Source organism: Anaerocolumna xylanovorans DSM 12503 (assembly GCF_900143645.1).
Classification (GTDB): Bacteria; Bacillota; Clostridia; order Lachnospirales; family Lachnospiraceae; genus Anaerocolumna; species Anaerocolumna xylanovorans.
Genome location: NZ_FRFD01000019.1, coordinates 1 through 17,029 on the forward strand (window position 1 = coordinate 1; position 17,029 = coordinate 17,029).

General features: G+C 39.7%; 12 protein-coding genes and 1 rRNA gene. 2 read left to right on the forward strand and 11 right to left on the reverse strand.

The annotated features are described in order from the left end of the window. The 11 genes from BUF11_RS23155 to BUF11_RS23205 all read right to left on the reverse strand — a co-directional run. Positions 1–97 (reverse strand): 16S ribosomal RNA (locus tag BUF11_RS23155); the annotation flags it as partial. A gap of 717 nt (positions 98–814) precedes the next feature. Beyond that, on the reverse strand, positions 815–2,152 hold the full coding sequence (locus BUF11_RS23160) for an ABC transporter permease (protein ID WP_073591247.1): 1,338 nt from the start codon (positions 2,150–2,152) through the stop codon (positions 815–817). Beyond that, positions 2,142–2,435, reverse strand: coding sequence for a hypothetical protein (locus BUF11_RS23165; RefSeq protein WP_073591248.1), 294 nt, complete (start codon positions 2,433–2,435; stop codon positions 2,142–2,144). Before BUF11_RS23165 ends, BUF11_RS23160 begins: the two co-directional genes overlap by 11 nt. Before the next feature lie 19 nt (positions 2,436–2,454). Beyond that, positions 2,455–4,935, reverse strand: a complete 2,481-nt coding sequence (locus BUF11_RS23170) for a COG1361 S-layer family protein (protein WP_073591249.1) — start codon at positions 4,933–4,935, stop codon at positions 2,455–2,457. A gap of 24 nt (positions 4,936–4,959) precedes the next feature. Then, positions 4,960–5,820: an ABC transporter ATP-binding protein gene (locus BUF11_RS23175; RefSeq protein WP_073591250.1), complete on the reverse strand. Its 861-nt coding sequence runs from the start codon at positions 5,818–5,820 to the stop codon at positions 4,960–4,962. Between the two features lie 219 nt (positions 5,821–6,039). Further along, complete coding sequence (locus BUF11_RS23180) at positions 6,040–7,155, reverse strand: AI-2E family transporter (protein ID WP_175562136.1); 1,116 nt, start codon at positions 7,153–7,155, stop codon at positions 6,040–6,042. A gap of 255 nt (positions 7,156–7,410) precedes the next feature. Next, the gene (locus BUF11_RS23185; protein ID WP_073591252.1) at positions 7,411–10,047 is read right to left on the reverse strand and encodes a transglutaminase-like domain-containing protein; all 2,637 of its coding nucleotides are present in this window, start codon (positions 10,045–10,047) and stop codon (positions 7,411–7,413) included. A gap of 199 nt (positions 10,048–10,246) precedes the next feature. Beyond that, the gene (locus BUF11_RS23190) at positions 10,247–11,302 is read right to left on the reverse strand and encodes a DUF58 domain-containing protein (protein ID WP_175562137.1); all 1,056 of its coding nucleotides are present in this window, start codon (positions 11,300–11,302) and stop codon (positions 10,247–10,249) included. 297 nt (positions 11,303–11,599) lie between these two features. Beyond that, complete coding sequence (locus tag BUF11_RS23195) at positions 11,600–12,538, reverse strand: AAA family ATPase (RefSeq protein WP_073591254.1); 939 nt, start codon at positions 12,536–12,538, stop codon at positions 11,600–11,602. Positions 12,539–12,777: 239 nt separating this feature from the next. Then, positions 12,778–13,401: a DUF47 domain-containing protein gene (locus BUF11_RS23200; protein WP_073591255.1), complete on the reverse strand. Its 624-nt coding sequence runs from the start codon at positions 13,399–13,401 to the stop codon at positions 12,778–12,780. Between the two features lie 15 nt (positions 13,402–13,416). After that, a complete protein-coding gene (locus BUF11_RS23205; protein WP_073591256.1) occupies positions 13,417–14,469 on the reverse strand; it encodes an inorganic phosphate transporter in 1,053 nt (350 codons plus the stop codon). A 319-nt stretch (positions 14,470–14,788) separates the two neighbouring features. Here BUF11_RS23205 and BUF11_RS23210 point away from each other — a divergent pair, with 319 nt between their 5' ends. After that, the gene (locus BUF11_RS23210) at positions 14,789–16,333 is read left to right on the forward strand and encodes an ATP-binding protein (RefSeq protein WP_073591257.1); all 1,545 of its coding nucleotides are present in this window, start codon (positions 14,789–14,791) and stop codon (positions 16,331–16,333) included. Beyond that, complete coding sequence (locus BUF11_RS23215) at positions 16,317–17,024, forward strand: response regulator (RefSeq protein ID WP_073591258.1); 708 nt, start codon at positions 16,317–16,319, stop codon at positions 17,022–17,024. The genes BUF11_RS23210 and BUF11_RS23215 overlap by 17 nt, the downstream gene beginning before the upstream one ends. Positions 17,025–17,029: the final 5 nt, after the last annotated feature.

Below are 17,029 nucleotides of genomic sequence, written 5' to 3' on the forward strand. Positions count from 1 at the left end.
TTCCATCCGAAAACTTCCACTCTTAACTCCGTTCGACTTGCATGTGTTAAGCACGCCGCCAGCGTTCATCCTGAGCCAGGATCAAACTCTCAAATTAAAGTTTAATCATTTCAGAATTAACATTGGCTATTTAGAAGCTTTGGTTTATAGCATAAACCAAACTTTAAACAATCGTTAATTTCCGTTAGTCTGTGATGCAAATCACACACTACTTTACTGTTTTTTTAGGTCGTATCATTTCTGATACTGTTCTTTTTCAAAATCCAAAGCCGAGGCTTTCTATTTTGAATGAAATTTTAAAGAAAATTTCAGGGTTGTTTCACTGTTCAGTTATCAAGGTTCATGTGGACTTTCAAGCTGTTTTTCTTTGATTCTTTCTGCCAGCTCGTCAGTGCTTTATTACTATACCATGGAGTCAATTGTTTGTCAACATTTATTTTCAAGTTTTTTTATCAGACCACTTTATATTTTTTTACAATTTACTATAAATAATATATTGTTTGCATTTTTAATGCAATAGTCATTAAAACCTGATTTTTCATATAAATATTTTAACAAACATTACTGTTTCAGAAACAGCGAATTAAATAATATCACTTATTTACTCTTCTGTCAAGCAAATTTCAGATAAACTTCTTTATATCATCTAACTTTTATCCGCCCTGACTGTTACTACTCCTTTCATATTTCCTTTGCTGCTATCCTTTGCTGCAAACAAAAGATAAAAATACGAAAACCGTTGATTGTGTATAGTTATCACTTCTATACACAATCAACGGTTAAGTCATATCACTATTCCAATCTTTCACTGTCATCAGCCTTCTGTTTTCATAGCCTCTATCGCACTAATCTTAGTTGCCCTGCTGGCAGGATAATAACCCGAGATAATACCGACCATAATTGCAAGTCCTGCTGCGACTAACGGAAGCCATAAGGGAATAATAGAAAATTTACTGTTTTCAGGGTTATACATATAGTTTGTAGACATCAACGCCTGAAACAGCGGCCCTCCGAATTTATTAATCGCCCAGGAGGCTGCGTAGCTTGAGGCAATTCCAATTATGCCTCCAATCAAACCTATCATACCTGCTTCAAATAGAAACAGCTTCTTAACATCTCTTACCAGGCATCCTAACACCTTCATGATACCTATTTCTTTCGTTCTTTCATAGATGGACATTATCATGGTATTAGCAATGTTAATCGCGGATACCAGCATGGATACAGCGCCAATTGCTCCAAGCACCATCTGCAGCATATTTGCTGTGCTTAGCATAGGTGCCATAAGCTTTGCAAGGCTGTCTGTCTGATAACCTAAAGCATCAATTTCCGCTTGCACATCTTCTACATTCTTAAAGTTATCTACCGTTACTTTTAAATTGGTGTAATTTGCTACGGCAGTCATTGCTTTCTTACGTTCTGTTGTTTTTAAGGTATTCACATATTTCGCATACAGATATTTAAAATAATTAATATCCATATAGCCGTTATAATCAAATTGATAGTTATTCGATTTTGTAAGCACCCCATACTGTTCTACCTTAACTGTCAGAGGTTTTTTCTTTTCGTCCATTTGATATTGATACGGATTGAAACCAAAGGTCAGTTTATCTCTTGTTATATCTATTTGCTTGGAAGAACCGAACATCGAATAGGGGTTGTAGAAATTGTTGAGCGAATCACTGCCGAATACAATTACCCTTGTATCCTTTGGCGAGGGCAGGTTTCCTGCAGTAAGGGCCGGAAAGTCCATGCCTGATATGTAATTACTGTCTAAAACATACAACTGGATATTATTCTGGTAATGACCGCTATACAGGAATATATTGGTCAATATCATGGGAACTGCAGTTTTAACATGAGGTATGTCTCTTATTTTTGTTACCAATTCATCATCCATGGGATCTGCCTTGATTGAGATATAATTACCCTTATCATCAACATATCCTCCGGTACTGCTGACATTAATCTCTGTAAGGCTTCCCAGTTCCATGACCTGTTGGGTATAGCTTTTTTTCATACCAATACCTATAGATATCATAACTACTATGGATATTGTTCCTATGACTACACCCATAACTGTCAATGTCGTTCTAGCTTTTCTGCGTTTTAAATTCCGGAGACCTATTTTGATTAAATCACTAATCTTCATAAAGCTCTATCCCTTTTTTTATTTTGCGCTTTGCCAACAGGATACCAACTGCTACACTAACTGCTAATGTAAGAAAGGAAATACCGATAACAAAAGGCCAGCTTGAAAGCAATGGGTCTTTCACTGTACCACCCATATCTGTGGGCATCCCAGCAGATGCATCTCCAGTAAACTCGCCTGTACTCCCGGTTGAATTAATTGCAACGCTTTCTGATGACATGAAAGTATTTCCTTCATGAAGATACACCTGTACACCTAAATCCTGATTCATTTCTATCGTCATGGCTTATCTCCCTTCTTTCTTATTCTGTTTCTTCCATTTTTCTTAATTTCTTCTTGTATAAATTAACCTTGATTTTTCTTGTTGCTACTATTCCTGCACCCAGAACAACCACTTGTACTATTATGAAGAGCCATACGGGAAGAATAGCTTTTTTCGCTGTTGCCACCACGCCGCCATCAGGCATGCCTGTTGATCCGGGATCCGGTATATAGGCACCTTGTATCGTGCCCTCAAAGTCCTTTGTGATGGTAACCTCCTGACCTGTGCTATCTTCAAAGGTCACTGTCAGTACGCCTTTTGCCAGGCCTTCAACAGAAGGAATTACTTCAAGCTCTGCGGGTTCCTGACTGCCGGCCTCTACGTTTCCGATAAATAACATGTCTCCTGAACTTAGCGTATAATCACCTGATACAGTCGCTTTCACATTATTCAAAGTGGATTTTCCCATGTTGTAAAACGCAAAGGTCATTGTACAGGGCTGATTTACTATAGGTGCATCCCAGGAACCTACAACGATATTATCGATTACCGGCCTTGCGTTCTCTGCTGCCTGTAAGTTTATTGTCTCCTTTGCAGTCTCTCCGATTTGTCCGGTGGTAGGATTCGCTTTCGCGCCCTCATAATCATAATCCATGGTAATATCAAGAGGATATGCTTTCGTTACTGCGTCTGATTTCACCCTTAGTTTCAGAGTTTTCTTGATACTTTCCCCTGCTGAAATCTTGCTGATATAAAAGGTATTGCTTCCATTGTCTACCATGAAGATATTATCTGTCTGATTAACTGTCACCTTAATGTTCCTTGCACTAATACTTGAATGGGTATTCTTAATTTCAAAGGTAAAATCAAAGGCACTTCCTGCAACTAATTTTTCTTCACCGGTTGAAAAATTGCTTATAATCAGCTTAGGTTTACTGGAACCTGCGCCGCTGTTTTGTACATTTAAAATATATATGGGAACTGTCTCATCTGCGTTGGTCTTTCCGTTTGCTACATAAGAATATTTTAATGTCAGACTGTTCGTACCCTCCGAAATAGTATCTGCCGCCTTAAGGGACATATTGACTCTTACCTTTTTCCCGCCCTTTATACTGTCTATGTAATAATAAGGCTCAGCACTCAAAGGAGTGAATACATCCCCTGCTGCACTGGCTAACGCTATCTTCACATCACTGATATCGACTTTACTTTTATTTTCGATATCAAAAGATACATCCACTCTGGCACCTGCATTAGGCGCGTCCGGGCTCTGGGTCACATTGGTAATTACTATATTAGGTTTGCCGTTTTCATCCACACCTTCTGTTGCTTCAACCGCCAAATATACAGAGGTCTTTGTGCTAAAGGGTGTCTTGGTTTCATCTGTGTAGGAAATGGTAACCGGAATTTCTTTTAGTCCGACCTTTGCCATCTCTGATACGATAAGAGGGATTTTTACATCCGCCTTACCATTGGCCGCTACATTATCAACTGTAAGTGTCTTCCCTGTATATCCCGGCAGAAAGCCGTCTGAACTTAGCCCGTCAACCGTCACCTGAACATTACGTGCAGGGCTTTTTCCGGTATTGCGGACAGTTACGACCATATTGAACTTATCACCTGCCACCAGTTCACTGGCGTATTTGGTGCTTACAACCTCAATAACAGGAGCCTCTGCATTAGCATTTACTGTGATGTATATCTGACTGCTGTTAGTAAAGGACTTACCATCTTCATCTTTATAATTCATATTAACTTTCAGCTTCTTAGGTCCCGCTGTTGCATCATTCTGGATCTTAAGGGGCAATTTTACATTATAGCTGTCTCCGCCCTTTAAAACTCCGGAATCACCAATTTTTTGCTCAAGCTTAGAATAATTAGGAGCAATCTTGGCATCGCTGAAGCTCGTATCGTCAATACTGAAATAAGCATTTCTCGCTGCTATTTTTCCTTCATTCCGGATAGTAAAGGTAAGGTCAATCTTCTTTCCGATAGTGGCATCCCCATAATTAGCATTATCGATTGTCAGCTGGGCCGGTTCGATTTCATTGTTAATTATGAAATTAACGCTGGGAACGGTAAAGGTTCCGCTTGTATAACCTGAACCATTGTCATAAGATGCATCAACCTTAATTTCCAGCTTTGTTGTTCCAATTTTGGCAGTTTCTTTCACTGTCAAATCAAATTCAATATAAAGTTTTGAAGTACCGATAGTGATAGGCGGATTCGCTGCCGTAAATCCGTCACCGGTTAACGCTATATTCTGAACCTTGTAGGGTTTTTCTTCTGTCACAACAGTGATCCTTGGCTGCAGTAAATATCCGCCGGCTGCCTTTATGGGCAGCTTCACATGAACTGTCTCCCCCGGAACTCCATACACATCATCTGCTGCCTCCGCATACACGATACTGATTCCACTTCCATTATCCGTGGTGGCCCCTGCAACATTCCCTCCGGCTAAATTTGCCACAATCATCGTCATAATTAGTATGGCAGTGTAAATCTTTTTAACCTTTTTCATCCTTTAACCCTCTCTTCTCTATTATTATGATATTTCACTGATTGTTTCAATGCTTCCGCCTGCCTGCGGGACAACTTCAGCTGCACTATCCGGTACTGGTATCTCCTGCTTTTCTGTACCGGTTTCCTGCTCATTGGTTACTGCTATATCCAGGGGAATTGCCTCTTTCACTTCAATTTCTTGAATTTTACCGTCCAATATATGTATGATGCGGTCCGCAAAATCTGCCAAACGCCTGTCATGGGTTACCATTACTATGGTTTGGTTGTGTTGCTTTGCTATCATCCTAATTAGCTTCATAACATCCATTGTTGTCTTTGTGTCCAGGTTTCCTGTTGGTTCGTCGGCAAATACAATCTCCGGACTTGCCACAAAAGCTCTTGCTATGCCAACTCTCTGCTGCTGTCCGCCGCTCATTTCTTTGGGTTTATGATTCAGTCTGGATTCCAATCCCACTTGCTTTAGCATGTCTCTGGCCATTTTTTTCCGCTGCTTTGTCTTCACTCTTTTAAATATCAATGGAAACTCAACGTTTTCCAATGCCGTCATTGAACCTATAAGATTGTAGGATTGAAACACAAAACCTAAATAGCGCTGCCTGAATTTTGCCAGGTTATTTTCACTCATTTTATGTATCTTCTTGCCTTTAATGATTATTTGTCCGCCCGATATTTTCTCTATCCCTGCCATGAGATTTAAAAGTGTTGATTTACCAGAGCCGGAGGTACCTAACAGGCAGCAGAATTCACCTTTATAGATATCAAAGCTTACATCATCAACCGCATATATTTTCTCCTGGCCCATGCGATAGATCTTCTTTACATTTTTAACCTCTATTATTTTTTCAGCCTGGTTTGCCACCTCGAATGATCTCCTCCTTGCCATCGCCTGTCTCTCTATCATCTTACCGTACATATCTTAAATAAATTCTAGTTGATTTCTTACATTTTTCTTACGTTTTATTTCCATGTTTTTCCTGAAAGCAGCTTTCATTCTTTCAAATATCCGGATATTTTGGAACAAGAAAGAGTCTGGCAATTTCCTATAAGATAAAAAACAGGCTGCATAAAGCCGCTTTGCAAGAGGCTCATACAACCTGATGTCTTATTTTATGCCAATTTCTTCCTTCGGCTGCTTTTTGCTCTCTTTTTCCTGTTCCCTTTGATTAGCCAGATTCAACACTTCCTGCTTTTCTTTTAATCTTGTATCAACATACCTGGAGAACAAAAGCTTAATTAAGGCACCAACCGGTACGGCAAACAGCATACCGAACAGTCCTCCGATGGCACTACCAAATATCAACGAGATGATTACCAGCACCGGATGTATTTTGATGCTCTGGCTTAAGAGCTTCGGAGCTATTATGTTGGCATCCAGGGCCTGCACAATTACCAATGCTATAATAGAAATCACCAGTTTCTCATACTCGCCGTAGACAAGGCAGCTTATGGCTGTTGTAATATAAGCTATAAAGGGTCCCAGATAGGGAATCAGGTTCCCAAGACCTGAAAATATTCCAATAAGCACGGAATATTTTACTCCGATTACTGATAAGACAACCGTAAGAGCGCACATCATTACTAAGACATCTAAGAGCTGGCCCCTGATGTACCCTGAGAACACGTAATCTGCATCCTTTAAGAATATGCTGATTCGTGCATTCCAATTATTATTTAAAAACGCTCTTCCCACTTTCCTGATATAATCCTTTATCATCTTGCCGTCAATCATAAAGTAAATTGAGATAATCATGGCAAAAAGCAAGGTTGTTATATAGGAAGAAATATTGGCAAGAGAAGTAATGAATGAAGTTCCGCCGTTCTTTAGTGCCTCTACAACCTTTGTTGCATTTTCCTTTACGTATTCATTAATCTGCTCTGAATGTATATTGACCTTTTCCAGCCGTTCCAAAATGGAAGCATAAAAGTCATTGATATTGTTCATGTAATTCTTTGCCAATATAACAATATCGTCCACCTTAGCTAACCTTAACTGGTTCGTGACATTATAAACAAGAAGTGAAATGGCAAGTACTATGATGGCAAGAAATAAAAGTACTGTAGTTAATACCGCCCAGGTTCTGCAGGATTTTAATTTCCACTTCTTGATTTTAACCTTTCCATACAGGTTCTCAAAAAAGTTCACAACAGGGTCCAGGAGATAAGCCAATACAAACGCAATAGCAATCGGCTTGGCAACTCTCATAACCCAATTTAACATATGGAGCAGCTGTGATAAAATCCCCGCTGCATTTTTAGCTATGAGGCTAAGTATATATATAATGATGCAAGTTATAATAACATAAATGGATATTAATGTGTAGCGTTTATTCATTTTGTTACTGATTTTCATTGGATACCCATACCTTTCTGTCCGTTAAATAAGCGTATAACTTCATTAATTATATCACAGCAGCCACACCCTGTATACCATTTAACACTAACAGAGGGATTTTTTTCTTTGCCGCTGTATATGCTACAGGAAATACAATCCATAAAATATTCTCTTTCCTATTGGAATATTCCTGTACACTTCTTTCTTTGCGAAACGGTAGTAGTGTTTAACCCATTCTAACTCTTCTTTTGTCATAGGTGCATATCCAAACTTTGCTTTTAAAACAGCATCAATAAACCTTAAGAATTCCTCTGCTTTCATTTGGTACAGGGTATCCTCTAACACCATAGCTGTCCCCTTATAATCTTCTTCCTTTAAAGATATGCCTGCTGCTTTTAAAAGGTATTTGACTTTCCGGTAAAGAATAATTGCTTTTCTCTTGGGTTCGGCTTTTATAAAGATAACCAAACGCCCCGTCTTTATCAGAATACCTGCTGCTATAAAAGAAATAAGGGTAAAAAATACAGCTATTTTTAAGAATTCTACAATTTCTTTAAAGCTAATCTGCCTCTCATCTGCTGTTTTTCCTGCATCCGTATCATCTTTCCCATTATTCCCATCGTTTTTTGGCGTTATACTGGGTACTCCTGATATACCTGGTGTTGGTGTTGCAGAAGGCACCATTCCATCGAGCCCTGTAAGAGTGTCCTCCTCTTCTGTCACATAGCCGGGTGTCATTTCAACAGGAATCCATCCCCAGCCATCCTTGTAGACTTCTACCCACGCATGGGCACCGGAATCACTGATCCTTACTTCTCTCACAGCAATAGCCTGTTCTTTGCTTCCGCCGTTTCCGTCTGAAACCATGACATGTTCTGTCCCTATGAGTTTTCCATTCTTAATGTTGCTGGATTTTGCTATATAACCTTCTACATACCTGGCCGGCACTCCGGCAAAGCGGTATGCCATAGCTGCTGCACTGGCATAATGCGTACAAAAGCCCTGTTTTTTCTCATACAGGAAGTATTCCACAAAATCCTTTCCTCTTGGCAGAGTCCCGGGTGTCAAGGTATAAGCCGTACCTCTCTGAATATAAGAGCGGATATAAGCTGTAAGGGCACCCAGGGCTTTTTCTTCTCCATATTTCTCTTTCATTTCCGCATATTTGCCGCTCATGTCTGCCTTAAGCTGTTCAAGTCCCATATCAGGTACCTGTGTATAATATTCCTGTATAAAGGTACGGTATTGCTTTTCCGTCTCTATATACTCTTTAAGTCTTTCACTTAGCCTTCTGTCAATACTGCTGCCTGCCACACCGTCTAAATCCTGCTGGTACCCGGCAAATTCCGCATCAAAGTCGCGGTTTAATATATTTGCATCATCTACATAGGAAAAGTAGCTGAATGTATAATTTTTACGCGCGATACTGCTCTTAACATACTCAGGATTCGCTATATCAAGATTCACATGTTCAAGCAGAGAGGGATAATATGGCGTATACATATATTTACTGTTTGCGCCTACATTCTGAATCTTCATGTTATCCTGATGAAATCCAATCCCATCAAGCTTCATTACTTCACCTAAAAAGCGTAAAATTCCTCCCGTCTGGTCTCCTGCTTCCAAATTGATGCTTTCCCATAATTCCCTGTATTTTGCATATTCCTCTATGGCTTCATTGCTTAGCCCATTCCATGCATTACCGGTATAGGTACTTCCTGCAAAGCCTTTCAGATAAATAGCCGGACTGTTTTCAAGAGCATCTATGACAATATCCGTCTTATTATCATAGGCGATTTTTCCTACGCTGCCAAGTTCCCCTTCGTTCAAACCGCCGGAGGCAGTGTAATATCGAAAGATTACTATTTTGCCATTGTTCAGGAAATTAAAACGGCTTGCAATGTCATTTACATCAATCTTTTCTATTTTCACGCGAAGGTCCTTTTTTACTTCCGGAATATTCATCTTTTTTTCATAGACCGATTTTGTAAAGAGAGCAGAAATAACCAGAAACATTAACAGGATTCCGCAAAACATCAAGAAACTGCCCTTTATGTTTATTTTGTAATGACTGGTATCCATCTGTTTTTTCTGTGCTTTTAATACAGCCCGTTCTTCTTTTGTTCTGGCGCCTGTTGTTTTCAAACGGTTTCCAAGTACAAATACGCCAAAAGTAGTAGCTATGTAAATAGCAAAAGAGCGGCTAGAAGGAATCTGTCCAACTACAAAGGGAAGGACTATAAAGGGAAGTGTCAGTGGATAATACAACAGATGCGACACTTTATTCAGGATAATCAGGCAAAGGATAAATGCAATGGGCAATACCAGAAAGACAAGTAAGAGAGTAATTACATTCGCCGGTTCATACCTGTCTACCATAAAGCCCGGTGAATTTGTATCATAATACTTGTTCATATGAAATATAAAGAAATTCTCTACCTGCCAGAAGCCGTTCAGCAGTTCTTTCCGCAGTCTGTATCCTGCATATAGGTAGGTCAATAATATAGGTAAGGACACAGCCAAACCAACTACCGGAAATGTTATAATTCCCCAGCATATTATCCCTATGAGAAGAATTGCCCCAAAGAGTATCTCCGGTTTTACCGGCAGGTTTAAACCTGTCGTAAAACCAAATATGACACTATAAACCAAGGCTACTACCAGTATTATCTGAATCAGGTAATAGCTGAAGGGATGCTCGGAATATGCCTCCGCCATTACGGTTTCTTTTCCTCTGATAGATATTCCGTCAAATGACCTTTCTTTTTTAGTTCTCATGAAAACCTCTTTCCTTTTAAATCACATCAGACACTATCTGCCATGCCTTCCTCATTACACCTCAAGTTTGTGCCGAGAATTTCGCAGGCACAAACTTGCGTTTGAAAAATCTTGATTTTTCACACTAGCTCCCATGGCATAAATCATCTGTTTGCAGATGATTTACTGCCTCAAACCAGGGTGTGAAATGTTTTTCATTTCACACTATCCCCAACTTAAAAATCGTTTCTTTGATATTTTTTGTATCGACGCAATAGCATGACACCATGGACCTCGTAAGAAACTCCATTGTTCTTGCCTTGAGCGGTACCTTCTGAAGATCATTTATATAGACAATGTAGAGACTGCGTGCACCTGACTTTTGCCATTTTACAACCTTATCCTCTGAAACCTCATTGGTTATAAGAATAACGTTTCTGCCTAATTCGTCCTCCAGCTTATAGTCTTCCTTTTCCTTGCCGTCACTCCCATAAAAGGCAGCACTTAAAAAGGCAGTCAGCGCCTCTTTGCTGCTGTCATTGCCTGTGATATCCTTCTCGGCATAGAGCTTTTCCACCCAGTCATACCATACAAGCATATGCTGGTGCCCTTTTTTCAGTATTCCGTCAGAAACTGACAAAACGGCTTCTATACAGCTATCCGTCTGTAATAATTTCTTCTCCCCTTCTTCATTTCCTCCAACATCAATAAATAAAAGGGATCTATCTCTTAAAGGCTGACTATAATCCTTCATAATCAGCCTCTGATTCTTTCTGCTTAACTTCCAATGTATCTGGTTAGGCCTGTCTCCTTCTTTGTAATCCCGTACACCGAAAATCTCCGATGAGTCGCTTCCTGGTTTATATTCCTGATAATGAATGCTTTCGTCCTCCATTTCCATATCGGCAGTTTTGCGGATTATATCCCCTGCCATCGGATGAGGAGTGGGTGCAACAGATACGGTTGCCCATTCATTGCATTTTTTTGAAACATAACCAACAGATAGAATGTCATAGCATCTGATACTGTAAGCTGTAATTTTTATGTTACCGCAGTGCTCTGATTTAAGACTCAAAACCGTATAGGCCGAGCTGTCCTTATCCACTCCTAATACAGCCTTTTCCTTCTTTTTTCTGTTTGATATCTCATTACAGTAAGTAAAGCATATTTCAAGGTGTGTAATAGGTATCGGGGAATGATTGTAAGCTTCAAATTTCACTTCAAAATCACTCCCCTTTTTCGTTATGACAGGCATGGCTGTAATACGAATCTCCACTTTTCTTAAAGATATCCATGATACTAAAAGGAGTAAAAAAGGCAACAAAAGAACTGCAAAGAAAAAATTCATCGTAAAATAAACATTATAAAATATAGAAAAGAGCCCTGCCAATAAAATTAAAATAAGATATGCTATTCTTTTTCCAGTCATCTTCTATATGGGTACCGCAGCTTAGCGGCTGCCACAGCTTTCATGGTTGGAAGAAACACCAGTGGCATCCTTTCTCTCTTTATTTTTCTTCCAGACCGCATTTTACTCCCAGGTTTCCTTTTATTTCACCAGAATCCCTTACTACTATCCAAGCTTTGGAGCTTGTACCTGTTTTAAAATCCCCTGGCTGACCTGTTCTATACTTACATTATTAACCCTTGCTTCCGGTTTTAATATGATACGGTGTGAAATAGTATCATAGAATATTGTTCTTACATCATCCGGCACCAGATAATCCCTGCCGCTTATATATGCATTTGCCTTTGCCATATTAAGCAGTGCAATGCTTCCTCTTGGACTTACACCAAGCTCTACATAAGGATCTCTTCTTGTCATCAGTACAAGCTTTACAAGATATTCATAAATACTTTCATTTACATAAACCTTCTCCGCCTGCTGCTGCATGGACAGAATATCTTCTCTGCCAACCACGGTCTTCATTTTGGACAGAGGATTTTCCCCGTTCCTGTCCTTTAACATTTTGATTTCCCCAGCAACATCCGGGTACCCCATAGACAGTTTTATCATAAAACGGTCCAACTGGGACTCCGGCAGCATATGAGTACCAATAGACCCTACCGGATTTTGTGTTGCTATTACAGTAAAAGGCTTGGGCACCTGCATAGTGATACCGTCAACGGTCACACTGCCCTCCTCCATTACTTCCAGAAGAGCGGATTGTGTTTTAGATGAGGTTCTGTTAATTTCATCAGCCAGGAACAAATTACAGACAACAGGTCCCGCTTTATAATCTCCTAATTCTCCATCTCTTGTAATAATATGATACCCTATGACGTCAGTAGAAAGAACATCCGGGGTAAACTGCATACGGTTGTATTCCAGATTCATTACTTTTGAAAAAGCTAAGGCCAGGGTTGTCTTTCCAACTCCCGGAATATCTTCTATTAAGATATGTCCTTTGGCTATTATGGCAGTAAGCACTTTCCTTACAATATGCTCTTTGCCAATTACAGTTTTATTTACTTCCTGCATAATATTTTGTGTAATTTCAAAATCCTGCATAATTTGCCCCTTTATATTAAACTTCTCCCTTACTATAACCTAATCGCCATTTATTTGCAATACGCTTTATTATTGCTTGTTTGGCAAATTATATAAAAATTTGCGAACTTAATAAAAAAGAATACAAATATTTGCCAATAACAAATACTTGTATTCCTTCAAGCTTCTCTTTTTTGTATATTTTGTATCATTTCTTGTCTTTTTAATTATTGCTATTACCTTATGGCTTTATTCCAATATTAGGAATTTTTCATAACAATACTCTCTATTTCATTAGCCACATCTTCGCAGGCATCACAGCATTTTTCAAGCTTACGGTAAACTTCTGTCCACACCATTAAGTCAACAGCGTCTGTGGGATTCTTGTACAGATCCTTTACACCGTTAATATATAAAGCATCTCCTTCTTCCTCCAGACGGTTTACCTCGACTACTTCCGCATGAAGCTTCTTGGATCTTCTAAAGTAACGCAGTTCTTCCACTCCCACATACATGGATTTGCAGCAAGCTTCAATGGTCTCTGTAAACTTCAGTATCTCGGGACGGATTTTCTTCACATTAAACATACCAATACACATAAGTACATCTTCCACCGCATCCGTAACATCATCAATCTGCTGTGCAACACTGATAATATCTTCTCTTTCAATAGGAGGAAGGAATTCCTTCACAAGATGTTCAATCATATCATGTTTTGCGATATCCGCGGAATGCTCAATATTATGCATTTCTCTGATCTTTTCCTCCAGAGTAGATACCTGGAAATCAGAAATTGTTTTCTTTAAAAGCTCTGCCGCCTGCAAGGAAAACTTGGATAAGCCAAGAAGTGCTTCAAAATAATCGTATGTTTTTTTACCAGCCATATTATTCCCTTTCTCTTAAAAGATTCTCATAAAGATATACGCCATCAGGTAACCAACTACACCGCAGCCTGGGAAAGTTAAAACCCATGCCAAAACCATTTCTTTTACAACGCTCCAGTTTACGGAAGAAATTCTCTTGGATGCTCCAACACCCATAATTGCTGTTGTCTTTGTATGGGTTGTACTTACCGGAAGACTGGTAAGGGAGGAAATCAGCAGGCTTATTGCCGCTGCCGTATCGGCTGCAAATCCCTGATAGGTATCCAGTTTAACCATTCCCATACCAACTGTTTTTATTATACGGTATCCGCCGATGGAAGTTCCCAGAGCCATAACCAAAGAACAGAGTATCATCAGCCATACGGGAATTGTAAAATTCGTTACGTCACTTTGGCCGTTAGCCAAAAACATTCCTAACATAAAGACGCCCATGAACTTTTGCCCGTCCTGCGCGCCATGCATAAATGCCATAGCTGCACCGCCGAATATCTGTGCCTTCTGAAAAACCGACTTTGATTTCCGTCTGTCCATTTTGCTGCAGGTAGCTTCAATTATCCTTACTACTATAAATCCCAGAACAAAACCTAAAACCGTTGATATTACCAGACCATAGATTACTTTAATCCACTGATTCCCATTAATACCGGAAATACCGTGCTGCAGAGCAATTGCTGCACCGGACAGACCAGCTATTAATGCATGGCTTTCACTGGTGGGTATACCAAAAGCCCATGCTCCCGTTGCCCATGCTACAATAGCAACTAGAGCCGCACATAATGCAATCAGGGAATTATGGGAATCACCTCTGAAATCAACCATATTATAAATGGTCTGGGCTACCGTTGCATTCACTGCGGTCATTACAAATACGCCAAGAAAGTTAAATATGGCAGCCATAATAATGGCCTTCTTCGGATCCATAGAACGGGTTGATACACAGGTCGCTATAGCGTTGGGTGCGTCCGTCCAGCCGTTTACCATGATAACTCCCAGGGTCAGAATAACCGTAATAAGCAAAGCCGGGTTATTAATAATCTGGTGGATAAAATCACCAAATAAAATCGTCATAATGCTCTCCCATCTGCGAAAATTCGCTTATTTTTATGGTGATGCTTGTCTTATAAAACCTTAGAAATCTTAACATAAACTTTACAAAACATCAATCTGTTGTTAATAACTTTACATTTTCTTAACGTTTTCTTAACTCCTCATAAGCCTATAAGAATACTATAATTCGCTTGCTTTTATGCATGATAAGCGGATTCGAATTTTGTAATGCAACATCATATCCTCCTATCCGCTATAATTTTCTATGGTACAACATAAAAAAATATATTATAATGAAAATGCTAATAATTAAAATCTTTCTGTATTTCGGAGAATCAATATGAAAAAAATGAATACCCCTATCATTATTTCCGATATTTTAAAAACGGCTCTTATACTATCAGCCTCTGCTGTCCTTTCCTTTCTTATTATTCAAAGGACAGGAGAGGACAGTAATGCCTATATTTTTTATATTCTTTCCGTTATTATTATTTCAAAAGTTACGGAAGGTTATCTTTGCAGTTTTATAGCCTCCTTTTTGGGGATTATAATCTCCTATTACTGCTTATTCTTTTCAGACATCCATCTTCTGCTTTTTCACAATGGTTATCCTCTGACTTTGGGGGCTATGTTTATCATATCCGTTATCATAAGCACTACCACCGCCAGTTTAAAAAAACATGTAAGGAAAGCTGAAAACCGGGAAGAAAAAACCATGAAGTTAAACGAAATCAGCCGGAATCTGCTGTCCTTAAACAGCATAGAGGATATCGGAAATCTTGCTCTGGAATATGTATCTTCCCTGACAGGCTGCTCCTGTGTATTTTATTCCAAATCACCCCAGTCAGGAGAACAGGGTATGATTCACAGCCATAATCCCAAGCATATTGCTATTATGAATTCAAGTCACGAACGCTTTGTTGCCCATTGGGTTTTTGAAAATAAGAAGACCGCAGGATTTCAGACGGATTTTGGCAATGAGTCAAGCTGCACTTATCTTCCTCTGATATCCCACGACAAAATCTTCGGAGTAATCGGAATCTTCCAGCTGGGCCAAAGCCCACTGGATAAAAGTGCTCTGGATTACTTAAAGCTTATTATTTCGCAGGCAGCTATTACATTGGAACGGCAATACCTGGCAGATTCAAGCCGGAATATCCTGCTTGAAACAGAAAAGGAAAAAATGCGTGCTAATCTGCTGCGTGCCATTTCCCACGACTTACGTACACCGCTTACGGGTATGATAGGTGCCAGTGAAACGATTATGAACAATAAAGAACAGCTAAGCCAGAAGGAACAGGATAAGCTCATAAAATATATCTATGAAGATTCCAACTGGCTCTTACACATGGTTGAGAACCTACTGTCAGTTACCCGTATAAAAGAAGGTGCTTCCTCCGTTAATAAAACTTTAGAGCCCCTTGAGGAAGTGATAACCGCTTCCGTAGACCGATTAAAAAAGCGTTATCCCAAGGCTAATGTACAGGTTAAAATACCGGAAGATTTTCTGATGGTGCCCATGGATGCCACCTTGATTATGCAGGTATTAATTAACCTTTTGGAAAATGGGGTCAAATACGCCGGAAAAAGTGCATTGATATCCCTTCACGTAACAAAAACAGGTGATGAGGTGCTGTTTCAGGTGGCAGATGACGGGAAAGGTCTTACTTTTACGGACGCGGAGACTATCTTTGAAGGCATTTCTCCCACAGCCGCCCAAACCTCCGATTCGGTAAAAGGAATCGGCATTGGACTTTCCATCTGTAAGACTATTATCATGGCACATGGCGGAACCATCAGTGCCCAGAACCAGCCGGACGGCGGAGCACTGTTTACCTTTACACTTCCCCTTGAAGGAGGCAACACACTTGAGCAAGAAAATTAAGATTCTGGTAATAGAAGATGAACCACCTATCAGCAAATTTATCGATGCAGCCTTATCAGCTAATCATTATAAAGTGATTCTATGCAGAACGGGCAAAGAAGGCATTGAACTCATCTCTTCCCATTGCCCTGATTTAGTCTTATTAGACCTTGGTCTTCCTGACATGGATGGATTACAGGTCATAAAGGAAGTGAAGGAATGGTCCTCTCTTCCCATTCTTGTGGTGTCCGCAAGAGACGATGAAACTTCCAAGGTCCAGGCTCTGGATGCCGGCGGAGACGATTATATTACAAAACCCTTTGGAACCAGCGAACTGCTTGCGCGTATCCGGGCAGCCCTAAGGCATTATGCCAAGGCGGACAGCAAAAACGGCCAGGCAAAGAACTGCTATAAGGCAAAGGATTTTCTTATCGATTTTGACAAGCATCTGGTGACAGTAAGGGGAGAAGAAGTCCATCTAACCCAGATAGAGTACAAGTTAGTGTCCCTTTTAGCACAAAACCCCGGAAAAGTACTGACCTACGATTCCATCATTACAAAAATATGGGGACCTTATGCAGAAAAAGATAACCAGATTCTAAGAGTTAATATGGCAAATATCCGAAGAAAATTAGAAAAAAATCCCGTGGAACCGGAATATATATTAACCGAAATCGGAGTTGGATACCGTATGGTAGAAGACTTTTCTTAAAAAAC

Bases quoted from the DNA above. Each gene is read 5' to 3' on its own strand.
- BUF11_RS23175 (WP_073591250.1), bottom strand. From the start codon at position 5,820: ATGGCAAGGAGGAGATCATTCGAGGTGGCAAACCAGGCTGAAAAAATA.
- BUF11_RS23165 (WP_073591248.1), bottom strand. From the start codon at position 2,435: ATGACGATAGAAATGAATCAGGATTTAGGTGTACAGGTGTATCTTCAT.
- BUF11_RS23185 (WP_073591252.1), bottom strand. From the start codon at position 10,047: ATGAGAACTAAAAAAGAAAGGTCATTTGACGGAATATCTATCAGAGGA.
- BUF11_RS23160 (WP_073591247.1), bottom strand. From the start codon at position 2,152: ATGAAGATTAGTGATTTAATCAAAATAGGTCTCCGGAATTTAAAACGC.
- BUF11_RS23210 (WP_073591257.1), top strand. From the start codon at position 14,789: ATGAAAAAAATGAATACCCCTATCATTATTTCCGATATTTTAAAAACG.
- BUF11_RS23200 (WP_073591255.1), bottom strand. From the start codon at position 13,401: ATGGCTGGTAAAAAAACATACGATTATTTTGAAGCACTTCTTGGCTTA.
- BUF11_RS23205 (WP_073591256.1), bottom strand. From the start codon at position 14,469: ATGACGATTTTATTTGGTGATTTTATCCACCAGATTATTAATAACCCG.
- BUF11_RS23195 (WP_073591254.1), bottom strand. From the start codon at position 12,538: ATGCAGGATTTTGAAATTACACAAAATATTATGCAGGAAGTAAATAAA.
- BUF11_RS23180 (WP_175562136.1), bottom strand. From the start codon at position 7,155: ATGTTAAATTGGGTTATGAGAGTTGCCAAGCCGATTGCTATTGCGTTT.
- BUF11_RS23170 (WP_073591249.1), bottom strand. From the start codon at position 4,935: ATGAAAAAGGTTAAAAAGATTTACACTGCCATACTAATTATGACGATG.